17 protein-coding genes and 2 pseudogenes are annotated in these 12,164 nt (G+C 52.6%); 11 read left to right on the plus strand and 8 right to left on the minus strand.

Translation table 11 applies throughout. The annotated features are described in order from the left end of the window. Positions 1–169: 169 nt before the first annotated feature. The 8 genes from RDN66_RS04965 to RDN66_RS05000 form a co-directional block, all read right to left on the minus strand. Positions 170–871 (minus strand): hypothetical protein, encoded by a 702-nt coding sequence (locus RDN66_RS04965; protein WP_308537606.1) that lies wholly within the window; start codon positions 869–871, stop codon positions 170–172. Then, complete coding sequence (locus RDN66_RS04970; RefSeq protein ID WP_308537607.1) at positions 868–1,350, minus strand: class I SAM-dependent methyltransferase; 483 nt, start codon at positions 1,348–1,350, stop codon at positions 868–870. Before RDN66_RS04970 ends, RDN66_RS04965 begins: the two co-directional genes overlap by 4 nt. After that, the gene (locus RDN66_RS04975; protein ID WP_308537608.1) at positions 1,343–1,660 is read right to left on the minus strand and encodes a hypothetical protein; all 318 of its coding nucleotides are present in this window, start codon (positions 1,658–1,660) and stop codon (positions 1,343–1,345) included. Before RDN66_RS04975 ends, RDN66_RS04970 begins: the two co-directional genes overlap by 8 nt. Beyond that, positions 1,657–1,854, minus strand: a complete 198-nt coding sequence (locus RDN66_RS04980) for a hypothetical protein (RefSeq protein ID WP_308537609.1) — start codon at positions 1,852–1,854, stop codon at positions 1,657–1,659. The genes RDN66_RS04975 and RDN66_RS04980 overlap by 4 nt, the downstream gene beginning before the upstream one ends. Continuing rightward, on the minus strand, positions 1,842–2,381 hold the full coding sequence (locus RDN66_RS04985) for an HD family hydrolase (protein ID WP_308537611.1): 540 nt from the start codon (positions 2,379–2,381) through the stop codon (positions 1,842–1,844). Before RDN66_RS04985 ends, RDN66_RS04980 begins: the two co-directional genes overlap by 13 nt. Positions 2,382–2,511: 130 nt before the next feature. Then, positions 2,512–3,339: a DUF2303 family protein gene (locus RDN66_RS04990; protein WP_308537612.1), complete on the minus strand. Its 828-nt coding sequence runs from the start codon at positions 3,337–3,339 to the stop codon at positions 2,512–2,514. 56 nt (positions 3,340–3,395) lie between these two features. Continuing rightward, complete coding sequence (locus RDN66_RS04995) at positions 3,396–3,767, minus strand: hypothetical protein (RefSeq protein WP_185669439.1); 372 nt, start codon at positions 3,765–3,767, stop codon at positions 3,396–3,398. Positions 3,768–4,781: 1,014 nt separating this feature from the next. Beyond that, a complete protein-coding gene (locus RDN66_RS05000) occupies positions 4,782–5,420 on the minus strand; it encodes a LexA family transcriptional regulator (RefSeq protein ID WP_270502698.1) in 639 nt (212 codons plus the stop codon). A gap of 110 nt (positions 5,421–5,530) precedes the next feature. Here RDN66_RS05000 and RDN66_RS05005 point away from each other — a divergent pair, with 110 nt between their 5' ends. From RDN66_RS05005 to RDN66_RS05055, 11 genes and pseudogenes are all read left to right on the plus strand, one after another. Next, positions 5,531–5,728 (plus strand): Cro/CI family transcriptional regulator, encoded by a 198-nt coding sequence (locus RDN66_RS05005; RefSeq protein ID WP_308537614.1) that lies wholly within the window; start codon positions 5,531–5,533, stop codon positions 5,726–5,728. Between the two features lie 28 nt (positions 5,729–5,756). After that, positions 5,757–6,308, plus strand: coding sequence for a YmfL family putative regulatory protein (locus RDN66_RS05010; protein ID WP_308537615.1), 552 nt, complete (start codon positions 5,757–5,759; stop codon positions 6,306–6,308). Positions 6,309–6,480: 172 nt separating this feature from the next. Continuing rightward, positions 6,481–6,666, plus strand: a complete 186-nt coding sequence (locus RDN66_RS05015; protein WP_308537616.1) for a DUF4222 domain-containing protein — start codon at positions 6,481–6,483, stop codon at positions 6,664–6,666. After that, on the plus strand, positions 6,650–7,591 hold the full coding sequence (locus RDN66_RS05020; RefSeq protein ID WP_308537617.1) for a conserved phage C-terminal domain-containing protein: 942 nt from the start codon (positions 6,650–6,652) through the stop codon (positions 7,589–7,591). The genes RDN66_RS05015 and RDN66_RS05020 overlap by 17 nt, the downstream gene beginning before the upstream one ends. Beyond that, positions 7,591–8,475, plus strand: a complete 885-nt coding sequence (locus RDN66_RS05025; protein WP_308537621.1) for a phage N-6-adenine-methyltransferase — start codon at positions 7,591–7,593, stop codon at positions 8,473–8,475. Before RDN66_RS05020 ends, RDN66_RS05025 begins: the two co-directional genes overlap by 1 nt. Beyond that, positions 8,475–8,606, plus strand: a pseudogene (locus RDN66_RS05030) (SOS-response repressor and protease LexA); the annotation flags it as partial. The gene RDN66_RS05025 and the pseudogene RDN66_RS05030, both read left to right, overlap by 1 nt. A 105-nt stretch (positions 8,607–8,711) precedes the next feature. After that, entirely contained in the window at positions 8,712–9,080 is a 369-nt protein-coding gene (locus RDN66_RS05035) for a RusA family crossover junction endodeoxyribonuclease (RefSeq protein WP_223883307.1), read from the plus strand. A gap of 116 nt (positions 9,081–9,196) precedes the next feature. Then, positions 9,197–10,021, plus strand: a complete 825-nt coding sequence (locus tag RDN66_RS05040) for a KilA-N domain-containing protein (RefSeq protein WP_308537618.1) — start codon at positions 9,197–9,199, stop codon at positions 10,019–10,021. A 15-nt stretch (positions 10,022–10,036) separates the two neighbouring features. Next, positions 10,037–11,056, plus strand: a complete 1,020-nt coding sequence (locus RDN66_RS05045; protein ID WP_308537619.1) for a DUF968 domain-containing protein — start codon at positions 10,037–10,039, stop codon at positions 11,054–11,056. A 17-nt stretch (positions 11,057–11,073) separates the two neighbouring features. Further along, positions 11,074–11,679 carry a hypothetical protein gene (locus tag RDN66_RS05050; RefSeq protein WP_308537620.1) on the plus strand — a complete coding sequence of 202 codons (606 nt, stop codon included), beginning with the start codon at positions 11,074–11,076 and terminating at the stop codon, positions 11,677–11,679. Between the two features lie 383 nt (positions 11,680–12,062). Further along, positions 12,063–12,164 (plus strand): annotated as a pseudogene (locus RDN66_RS05055) (holin); the annotation flags it as partial.

Here is a 12,164-nt window from a genome sequence, read left to right on the forward strand (position 1 = left end):
GACGCGTCGTTATGGGCGATAAGCGCAGTAATGTCAGATTCAAGTTGTGCATTTTCTGCAAGCGAGGCATCGAATAGCCCATCTGACGGCATAGCGCTAAGTCGCTCATGTGCTTCGGTAGCCTTCTCTGCTGCCGCTTTCATGGTCGCCATCAGTGCGGTGATATCGTTCATTGTGCGTCACCTTTTGCCAACGCTTCGAACTGCTGCGCGGTGTTGTCTGTGGCTGGTTCTGTCTGCACCTGGCTGCGAACATCAGCCAGAAGGATTTTGAACGCTGCCAGCATCGCACGTTCTGGCACGTCATCATCAGCATAGAACACATCAAGCGCGCGCATCATGGCGTTTAATGATGGGTCTGCATTATGCACCACCTGCGCTGGCTCACGGATTACAGGCTCACCCATGCGCGTTTCACCCTGCGCCTCTTTGACGAGGTAGTCATTAATGTCACTGAGGCGTTGAACCTCTTTTTCCGCTTCCAGTGCACGACGCTTCCAGATTGCCAAATCTTCACGCGCACCCTGATAAGCGTCTCCGTATTCACCTGAAACTACCGGCGCTGGCGGGGCGGTGTACAACGGAATGACGCACTCACCAGATGGTGACGATAGCGTTCGCAATAGGTGCTCACCATCTTTTGCAGCTGCGATTGTTTCTGCGCTGCAATACATCGCCGGCTCACCATTCGCTTTCCGAACTTCCCGCAGCTCTCTCATCCCCTTCACCGCATCAGCAATGAAATGGTCCAAGGTGCTGCCGTTGCGATACTGGAGAAAACTCTCCAGCGCTTCGATAACGCGTTCAATGCGCTCAACTGTAAGAGGTCCGTTTGCCGGGTGGTTAGCTGGGTCTGTTAAGTTGATTGTCATGCTGCACCGCCTTTGACGAAAATAATCCAATGGGTTTTATCGTTCTTACCAGTCCGCTGGCCAATCGCTGGCTTCTCGTCAGTGAGCGCCAGAATCTGGCTGACGGGGATCTGCGTTTCGTTCCATTTGAAGATAAGAACGCCGTGTGGCCGCAACACGCGGAACGCCTCTTTGAAACCAGCGCGGATGTCAGCACGCCATGTTTTTTTGTTGAGTCGCCCGTATTTCTTACCCATCCACGCAGTCTGACCGACGCGCTCAAGGTGAGGCCGATCAAACACAACAACAGGGAAAATGCCATCGGCGAACGGGAGCGCCCGAAAATCTGCAATCAGGTCTGGGCTGATGACCAGCCGGCGACCGTCACACAGTTCATGCTCTTCAACTCGAATGTCGGTGAACATTGCGCGGTCATCCTGCTTATCGAACCAGAACATGCGGGAGCCACAGCACATGTCTAAAATTGTCGCTTCACTCATGCTCGGCTCCTTGGCGTAACCAGATGCACACAGCGCCATCTTCGGTATCGTGAATTGACCCAACAAACCAACCATCACCGGCAGGTGCTTCAGGCTGCCAGGTTGAGATGTCGTAGCCATCAACTTCAGGGTCGATATCGCCCTCATCTCGGTACGTTACTTTCCACTGGAGGCCGTTCTTAACAAGCCAGGCGTTGAACTCATCAGGGGAGATTGACTCCCGTCCATCGCAAAACTCTTCGTAAAGAGGGTGAGTCCAGTAACCGTATTGGTCGCGTTCAACTGGCATTGCTACGATTTTGGTATTCATGATTTGGCTCCTTGTCGGAGTTGTTCTAATTCGGCTCTGGCTGTCACCAGTTGATCCATAGCCTCAGTCAGTGCCACGAATGTTGTATCAAGGCGGCAGGCCACTTCACGCATAACCTGGCCTTGTGCTGGTGGCAGTCCTGCAACTGATGCATGTGCTTCAGCCACGAGTTCTTTTACTTTCAGGCGGCGCATTTGCGGTTCTCCATCAGCTCATTAAAGCGGTTCATGAAGAGGCCATAAGCCTGGCCAGGGCGGAGCGGTATCACCTGAATGAGGTCAGAACAAGGGATGCCTTCCAGGCTATCCCATTTCGAACCGTCGTCGATTTCCAGATCGCGGCGTTCGGTCGCCGGCATGACAAGATCTGCATATTTCACGACGGCCGCCTGTTCAAGCGGGATGTCGTATTTGAAGCGGATCAGACCATCAACATGCGTTTCGATACGGCGATAATCTGGCAGCAGGGCTTTCAGCGGTGCCGGGATATCCTGGCAATATGCCTCTGCTGCATCGTGCATCAGTGCTTCAAAGGCGAATTCTGGCGGGACAATCTGGCTTACAAGGACAGAGTGCTGGGCCACGCTATAGAACTCCGGCAGATGCCCGGCAAAGCGGCAAATGTGGGAGAGGGCGGTTGCGATATCTTCGATGTCGATATCGTCGATAGTGGCGTTCTGGTAGTTAAATTTTTTACCGGATAATGTCTGAATGTAGCTCATTGTTTTCTCCATATTGGCGCGCTGCACCGCGCAGATTTTGGTTGCACGAATCCCTCGCCGGGTGGCGATAATTAACGGAATTACGCTTCACTAATAACCCCCACGGAGGAGGGCTATTAAGGCAGGGCAATTACGCGCTGAATTTACCGATAAAGGTTTCTACTGGCTTGCCGTCGAATTTGCTGATCAGCAGATCGCGGAATTCGTTGGCTATCGCTTCTTCCTGGGCTTCCAGTTGTACGATACGGAGAACGAAACACGGCTCGCCGCTTTTGAGCAGGCTATTACGCAGACTAAACGCGCGTTCGCCCAGGCCTTCATACGGAACGCACTTAAACTCAAACGCCACCGGCATAACGTCTTTGCTGCTGGCTTCAATACTTTGCATCAGCGATTTCTTACCCGTGAAATCGCCATCTTCGTGATCTGATTGGGTAGCCTGCTGGATGGTGACTCGGCGAACGGCTTGGGCGGCCTGAGTGATCTGCATGGTGTCGCCGTCGGCATCGAATGCCAGCAGATAGTCTTTCCAGTCCTCCAGCCATTCGGCGATCTGCTTCTGGTTCAGTCGGTCGCCGTTAATCGCCAGCAACGCGCGGAATGGCGCTGTTTTTTTCAGGCCGATATGAGCGGTGTTATCGGCATGCCCTGGGTTCGCCAGCGTGCCGATGTTAAAGATTGAACGGGCGCGCATGTTATCGGCATCAATGAAGCAACGAGCCGGAGTTTCAGCGCTGGAATAACCGGTGGAGTAACGGGCAAAGTCGTCAATGCTGGTTGTTTCCATCGTGCCGCGGAAGCGATAGCGCTCGAGGTCAAAATCCTCCAGGCTTTCAATGCTGACACCATCAGGGATAAGCGCTGTCGGGCATGCGGTCTCGCGGACTTTATCCAAAGAGTAAGCGGAGAGGATGAGTTTCTGAACGTCCTGGATCGCGCCGCTATTAAGCTGGGTCATAACAATTCCTTAAAAGTAGATGTAGAAAAATTAAAACGTGGTCAATCAATCGCGGCCTACTTCGCCGCGCGCAGCTTTCCGTCTGGTTCACCGCCGAGGCTAAACAGGTTCCCCTGATCTTCCTGCAGGATGGTGAGTTTGCCGCCTTTGTTAACCCACATAGGGGTTTCAGTGGTGTCCTCTTCGGTTGCCTTGCCGCGCGGTGTCGGGGTGACGTACTGAAGCTTGTGCTTAATTTTGACGCGCTTCTCTTCTACGGAATTGCCCATGCGCTCAAAGTCAAAGGTAAGCGTAACTTTGCCCTTATTGCCGTTGTTCAGAACGCCGAGCGCGGTGTTGTTAAGCGCCGCGGCGATTTTGTTCATGAACACGCCGGCATCCAGTTCGCCCAGAAAATCGGGCACTACGGTCATGCGATCATTACTCATGGTTACCTCATTGTGACGGCTGCCACCGTCAGTAAGTTATCTCCATACACGAAGTTGTGGCGGTGGTGCCTCCACCTGCCGGGGCGACCATTCCCGGCGACGAACACTAATCAAGAGACATATTCATTTTTAAAGTTGAATAAGCTGGTGGTCTCGTCACGTGCGCATAGCCGCAATTACCACAACGAAGAGAGCACTAAATGATGCTTCTGACAGCTATCGTTGGGCATCACGCGCTGACTGGCTTGTGTGCTTATTCACAGATAGTGCCCTCATCGTTGTGTGCTGGTCTTTCCCAGCTGTCAGCGGTCTACTTCCCGCCGTCACTGCCGTCGAGGGAGCTGGCATCTCTCCGTTTTCACAGTTGAACGTCTGGCGGTCTTTCCCTGCTGTCTGCGCGCTTCCTCTGATTGCCGCGTAGGGTCGTCTAATTCCGAACTGTCACTGCCTTCAGTCGGGCATTCGACCTTCGGTTGTCGCTCCGTCGTCAGCGCCACTGTCCAGGACATTTATCAGGACCGTCTCCAAGTGGTAACTCTTCCAGTCCCGATAAACATCCTCGCAAGGGTGCTTATCGGGATTGAATGTTGTGACACCGGGTCGCTAACCCGCTTACTTCCCGCCGCTCTGTTTTGGTATTGGCAACCAGTACCTGTTGCTCAGCCGATTTCCGGGTCTTTGCGTCGGCCGGCGCTGCAGTTCGCTAGAACACATCACAACTGGAAGCGCACTCCGGTTTTTGTTTCACACCTGTCATCCACAACTGGTAGAGAAGGAGTGCGCTTTCATGTTGTGGGCCTTGAAAAAGCTGGCGGCGACCGTGGACATAAGGGAAAACACGGGCCGCCAGAATGTTGATACAAGGCATCAGCGAGTATTCAGTGCTAACGGAATTAAGTTTAATGATTCAAACAAAACTGTCAAGATTTTAGTTTGAACAATTAAACAAATTAGGCTGGGACGAAAAAAAACCAGCTATGGGCTGGTCTTTAAATTAGAAGGTTTGAGGCTTGTTTAAAGCAGATCCATTTCAACGCGTACGCACACACCGACGATTTCACAGGACGAGTCGAGTGGTATTGGCTGGAAGGCTGGGTTAAGAGGCATCAGGTACATATTGGGTCCATCTATCGCCAGTTTTTTCACTGTTGTTTCGTTAGTGCCATTGATACGGGCCACAACAATACGCCCGTTAACAGGCTCAACTTCAGGATCAACAATAACAATTGAACCGTTAGGCAGAGACATTCCGCTCCCTGACGGCGCAGACATAGAGTCGCCCGAGACTCGCAGAGAGAATGAGTAAGGTGAAACTTTAGCTGTTGTTTCTATCCACTGCGTCACTTCATCCCAATGACCTTCAATCATTTCTTTCCAATGGCCTGCCTGTACGGAAGAAATCAAAGGAACGCGGCGGCGGAGATCTGGACCAGGCTGAGCGTTGCCAATTGTCTCTTCAATTAAACCTCCTTCAGTTAGCCAGCGTTCGCTCACCCCTAAAACATCTGCAAGCTTGCTTAAGTATTTTGCAGACGGCTCGGTTCCACCGTTAACCCATTGGCTGACAGTGCCTTTAGAAGCTCCAGTAGCCGCCATGAGGTGGGTACTTTTGAGCTTTAGCGTCTTCATGCGCCGCGCAATGCGGTCGCTCATCGTCTCGGTAATCATGTTTAAAGAATTAAACAAAAAGGGGTTTAATTTCTTGACTATTTTTAGTTTGAAACATTAAACTTAACTCCACCGTAATTGTTCTGGAGAGGGCCATGTTAAAGCAAGATTTAATCAACTATTTCGGCACAGCGACAGCTGCTGCGAAAGCGCTTGGAGTTTCAAAGTCAACAGTCAGTCTTTGGAAGGATGTCATCCCATGGCAATACGCTTTGCTTGCTGAAAAACAGACCGATGGGGCGCTGGTTTATGACTCAACGGCATATGACAAAACTAGCGAATCAGCAGCGTAAACGAAACCACAGATAGAAGGGGACAACAGTGGGTAACGAACCTATGTGGAAAGTCGAACGTCAGCCAGCCTGGCTGGTGGCCGCGATTAAAAAGACGATTACCGACCTGCCTGGTGGATATGACGAGGCGGCGGAATGGCTGGGAACGACAGAAAACTCATTGTTTAACCGCCTGCGCACCGAAGGGGATCAGATCTTCCCGTTGGGTTGGGCGATGGTGCTACAGCGTGCTGGTGGCTCAAACCATATCGCTGATGCAGTTGCGCGTCATTCTCAAGGCGTATTCGTGCCGTTAGCTGACGTTGATGAAGTGGATAACGCCGACATTAACCAGCGCCTGATGGAGTCCATCGAGTGGATCGGCCGCCATTCTGCTTTTGTGCGTAAAGCTACTGCTGATGGGGTAATTGACGCAGAAGAACGAGCACAGATTGAAGAGAACAGCTATCAGGTGATCGCTAAGTTCCAGGAGCACGTCACGCTGCTTTACCGAGTTTTTTGTGTCGCTGAAAAGAGTGACGCCCGCGAGTGTGCAGCTCCGGGCGCCTTGGCGAACAACTCTTCGTGTATGGAGAAATAATCCGCATGACCAGTTTAACGGCTTTTAACCGTTTACCGCAACTCAGGATGATCCCGGTGCCGGGCGCTCCATTGTTTCGGTATGAACGCAGAGTATCAAACCGCTGGGTGCCGTGTAACCACAGTCGGGCGGTCTCAATTGTGGGGGTGTACTACCGGATGGCAAAACGCTTATGCGCGAACTTAACCGGCGGTTCAGGGACCACCGCGGCATACCAGTCCGAGTTATCCGCTGGGAGCCAGAAACACAACGCGTTATCTACTTGCGCGATGGCTACCCGCACGAGTGCTTCAGCCCACTCGAACTGTTTCGTAAAAAGTTCAGGGAGATAACGGACGATCATGAGCCAGATATTTGAAATCGTTCAATCGCTGTCGGGGCAAAGGAATTGCATCACTATTCCGGTTCCGTACCTCGATTTTTTCTCCGGTGATCAACAGGCGCATGCTTTGGGCGCGGTGCTGAACCAGCTTGTGTTCTGGTCCGGTAAATCAGACCTCAACGATGGCTGGTTTTGGAAAGAGCATAAAGAGATGGCGGCGGAGATTCACGGTGTTACTGAAGACCAAGTGCAGAGACTGGTGAAAAAGATTTGTGACCGCTGGCTGCCTGGTATTGTAGAGAAGGACCAGAGGCAGGTTAACGGCACTAAAAAGACCCATTACCGCATTAATGGAGAGGCGTTAATTGAGGCTCTTTTCCCTTCAACTCCGGTTCCCGCAGAATCGCGGAACGGGAAACGCGAAGTCGCGGAACCTATTCCGCAGAATCGCGGAACGGGAAATGCAGAAGCGCGTAACCCTAACCGCGAAGTCGCGGAATCTATTCTCTATACAGATCATTACTCAGATCACCACAAACAGATCATAAACCCTTCTTGTCCGGTTGCTGAGCAACCAGACCCGGAAGTTGTGATTACTGATCAGGCCAAGATTGTTCTGGCTCATTTGAACCAGACAACCGGTTCACGCTACCAGGTCTGTAGCTCCTCACTGGAAAACATCCGGGCCCGTCTGCGCGAAAATTTCTCCGTTGAGGATCTGTGCCTGGTGGTGGACTACAAAACTGCTGACTGGCGCGAGACCGATCAAGCGCAGTATCTCCGCCCGGCGACCTTGTTTATCCCGAAAAACTTTCCGGGCTATCTTCAGAGCGCGACGAACTGGTCCGCTGCCGGGCGTCCAGAACGCGTAAACGGAAAATGGGCCACCAGCCCAGCTAACCGCGCAAGCTTCCAGAAAGTTGATTATTCACTGCCAGAGAACACGGGGTTCCGTTCATGATGACGAATGCTTACTGCCAGGCTCTGGCAGAAATGCGCAGCAAAAGCGCGCACAAATTGAAGGAAGTTGGCGATCAGTGGCGTACTCCGGACCTGCTGTTTTGGGGTATCAATGCCATGTTCGGCCCGTTAGTTCTCGATCTGTTTGCTGATGACGATAACTCGAAGTGCCCAGCCTGGTACACAGCGGAAGATAACGCATTAACGCAGGACTGGTCAGCACGCCTGCAGGAACTCGGCGGCGCCGGGTACGGTAACCCGCCATACAGCCGCTCGCAGTACCACGAAAAGCAAGCTATCACCGGCATGCGTCACATCATTGCGCACACGCTGGCAATGCGGGAGCAGGGCGGGCGCTATGTCTTTTTGATTAAAGCGGCAACGGGTGAAGTGTGGTGGCCCGAAGACGCGGATCATGTCGCCTTTATTCGTGGGCGTATCAGTTTCGATCTGCCTGTGTGGTACCGACCAGAAGAGGGGCAGCCGTCCGAATCATCTGCGGGGTTCAGCGCTGCCATTGCTGTATTCGATAAGTCATGGCGCGGAGAGCGTTTCAGCTACATCCCCCGCACCTCGCTGGAAGAAAAAGGGCGTGCATCTATGGCGCTGGCCACCTTTGCCGCGGGAAAAGCTCAGCCACCAGCCGCGCAGCCAATACAGAAGCAAGAACACGCCGCGGCGCCGCAGGTACTACCGGGAACAGAATCGCGCATCTGGCCGCTTGAGGTTGGTCTGGTATTTGATCAGGTTGAAGGCGCTAATGCCCTAGCACCGCAGCAGCAAAACGAACTTAAAGCGCACATTAACCAACTTTGGCTCGAGCGCATGCCCACGATTGAAATTATTGCTGTCGCGCGCGGCATGCTAGAGGGGAGCGCTGCATGATGACTTTAACCACACGTCAGCAGCACGTTCTGGATCTTCTGGTGGCATACCAGCGTGAGCATGGTTTCCCACCTACTAACTTCGAACTGGCGGGGCTGCTGGGATGCAGTTCTCCCAACGCTGCGGCGGATCACCTCCGCGCGCTGGAGAAAAAGGGGGCTATCACTATCACTCGCGGCGTTTCCCGCGGGATCTCCATTGCTCAACCAAAGCCAGAGAACAATGCCGGGCAGGGCATGACGCTTGTACTGCCATTCCCTCCAAGCGTTAACACCTACTGGCGCGCCCCTAACAAGGGGCCGCTGGCCGGTCGCCATATGGTTAGCGCCGACGGTCGCAAATACCAGAGCGCGGCGTGTGCGGCAATCATTGAGCAGCTTCGCCGCCTCCCTAAACCGTCAGCAGAGCTGGCTGCCGTAGAAATCACCCTGTACCCACCGGACGCGCGCCGCCGTGATCTGGACAACTACAACAAAGCGCTATTTGACGCGCTGACGCATGCAGGTGTCTGGGAGGACGACAGCCAGGTGAAGCGCATGCTGGTGGAGTGGGGGCCAATAACGCCGAAAGGGCGGGTAGAAATAACCATTACGCCATTCAAATAAGGGGAAAATATATGTCCAACTGTGGGTTGAATGACTGGCGTGATGGCAGTAATGTCGGACAGTGCAAGCGAAATGGGCGTGCAGGCCCTTCGCAACAATCAGTGTATGGAGAGAATATGACCAATAATCATGTTGTGGGCACTGCTACGCCCAAAAATCACTCATTCTTTGTCATCGATGGCGTTTCTGTTCGCCAGGATTTCGATGGCCGTTTTTGTCTTAACGATTTACACCGCGCAGCTGGTGGAGAAGATCGTCACAGCCCAAACCGTTGGTACCGTTCTGGTATGGCTACCGAATTGATTTCAGAGCTAACGCCAGATTTGGCGTTTGCACCTGTAGAGGTCATTCGTGGAGGCAGTAATCCCGGGACTTATGTCTGCAAAGAGTTAGTTTATGCCTATGCTATGTGGATCAGTGCGGCGTTTAATCTGAAAGTAATTAGAACGTTTGACGCGATTCACTCTGCTGGTGCAGCAACATTGAATACCGACCGTATTCAGGCCGGGGTAATTCTCCTGGAATCTGCTGCTCGAATGCTTAATCTATCTAACTCATCGAAACTTGGCGCATACCAGAAGTTGCAGCAAGTGGCCGGATTACCGGATCTGATGCCCTCATATGCTATCGATGCGCCAGCTGGTGCCCTTGATGGATCCAGCAGGCCAACACAATCCCTCAGTGCTTTACTGAAAGCCAACAATGTCAGAATGACCGCCAATCAGGCTTACCAGCAGTTGGCGAAGCTTGGCGTTGTTGAACAGAAAGAACGCCGCAGTCGGAGCGGGGCCAATGGTGTTAAAAGATTCTGGTCTATGACGGCCAAAGGCTGTATGTACGGGAAAAACATCACCAGCCCTGCGAATCCTCGTGAAACACAACCGCACTTCTTTGAATCAAAATTCGCAGAGTTGCTGAAGTTGCTCGAAACGGTCCATTGATAGGGTGTGATAACGATGAGAGCCTTACTCACACCTGAAATAGTACCGCGCCTCGGCGTGGTCCTGTTCAAGCCTGGCCGGGAGTTAATGCACCTGTTTGCATCTGGGCGGGTGCTGGTCGAACGTGAGCCAGAAAACATGGCTCGGTTTCCGTCAGGCCGGATCCCCAATGCTCGCCAGCCGCTGCTGGATGATGCCCGGCTAAACACCTTCTTCACTGATGAACGGGTTATTGCAGCTGCTGGTGGAATGGCTGGGCTTGAACATTGGCTGCGCCAGCGCGTAACAAAGTGCCAGAACCCGGATCCGGATTACCATCATGCGGAATTAACTACCTTATGGCATCAGCCTGGCGCGCTGTTGGTGTGCTGGCATTGCGATAACAAACTGCGTGGGCAGACGACGGAAGAGTTACAGGCGCTTGCGCTGGGCAATGTCGCCGAATGGATTATTGATATTGTGCAGGCGGGGCTGGGTTACAACAAAGAGCGTTCTCTCTCTTTGGCTGAACTTTGCTGGTGGGCCGTTCAGTCTGGCATCGCTGATGCTATCACCGAAGGGATGGCGCAGCGGGCGCTACGATTGCCGGAGGAACCACATCAATCTGTCATGCGGGAGAGTGACATTGTGCCAGCGCTGCCCGCCACCAGCATTTTACAGAGTAAGGCGCGTATCCCGGTTGAACAGGTGAAGCCGGTTATGACATTAAAAGCGGATCCAGAATCACCGGAATCGTTCCTGCTGCGGCCTAAGCGCCGCCGCTGGGTGAATGAGCCGTATACCCAGTGGGTTAAAACGCAGCTCTGTGAAGGCTGCCGACGGCCAGCAGACGACCCGCATCATATCGTTGGGCACGGTATGGGCGGTACAGCAACAAAAGCCCACGACCTCTTCGTGATCCCTCTGTGCAGAGAGTGTCACGACGAATTGCACGCCGGTGTATCGGCATTCGAACAGAAGCACGGAACTCAGTTAGAGATGTTGCTGCGTTTTCTGGATCGGGCGCTGGCAATCGGCGTAATTGCGAAAGCTTAAAACGTATGGAGAATGGAATGACACCGCAGCAACGCCGCAAGCACAACAATGCGCTTAATACAGTCGCGAATGCTACACATAAGCGGTACCTGGGAAGATCTGTTTTGTTGACGGGTACGCAGTCTGCATGGATTAAATCTCTTCTATCTGTGTGGGGAGACAACGTACGAGGTGGAACGGCGCCACGCCTGCCAAAAGGTCATGCATGTTGGCGATTCCTCAAGGGGGCCAGGTGGTCAGATAAAGCCCTTGAGAGATTTACCGCGGCACTTAAACAAGCCAGAGAGGAAGGTTGTCGTGGTCCCATGGTCATGAGACGAGCCCATGATATTTTGTGGCCGCAGCCAGCACGCAGCATTATAGATACCGCTATCAATGAGGATGACGCTGATTTTTTAGAGCAATGCGTGCTCCAGGCATTCGACAAAACTGATCCGGTTTACATTGTTGGTGTCGGGTATTACACCACGAGAAAGAAAATCTCTGATATCAGCCGCGAATTACAGCAACTTGCTCCCTGGCTGTCATCAGACGATGCCAGACTGCGAGTCAAATGGTGTCTGCAGATTTTCCAGGCGAAGGCATTCTTAGTGGCACGGAGCGAATTAAGAAAGGGTGTTTAGCAAAAAGTGCTGTTTATTCATATTTATATTGAAAACAAACCATAAACTTAGATAATTCAAATATGCTTAGCAAAGCTGCGCCACGATGGCAGCGGTGAGAAGCGAAAAATTTGATTCTGTGAGAAGCCCCTTTTAGGGGCTTTTTGCTTTCCGGCGATACGACAGGGGTATTCGCGAAGGTGCATTGCATCAGTACCCCTGTCATATCGCCGTTTCTCGCACTAACACACAACATTTTCACTTCATATAAAGGCTACCATCTGGTGGCCTTTTTCATTATCAGGCTCCGGGAATCACTCCTAACCTACCCTTTGACATAAGAGCCCGCGAGCCTGATCCCCTTCCAACACACAGCACCATCCGAAATATCCGGAGGTGAGGCTATGACCCGAATGAGCACAATTTACAGCAGACTTTCATATGGGACGGGAACCGCGTTGACTGGCTGCGGTGTCTCTGCAAAGGCCCATGCCGAAATAACTAAA

Source organism: uncultured Kluyvera sp., from assembly GCF_902485085.1.
Classification (GTDB): domain Bacteria; phylum Pseudomonadota; class Gammaproteobacteria; order Enterobacterales; family Enterobacteriaceae; genus Kluyvera; species Kluyvera ascorbata.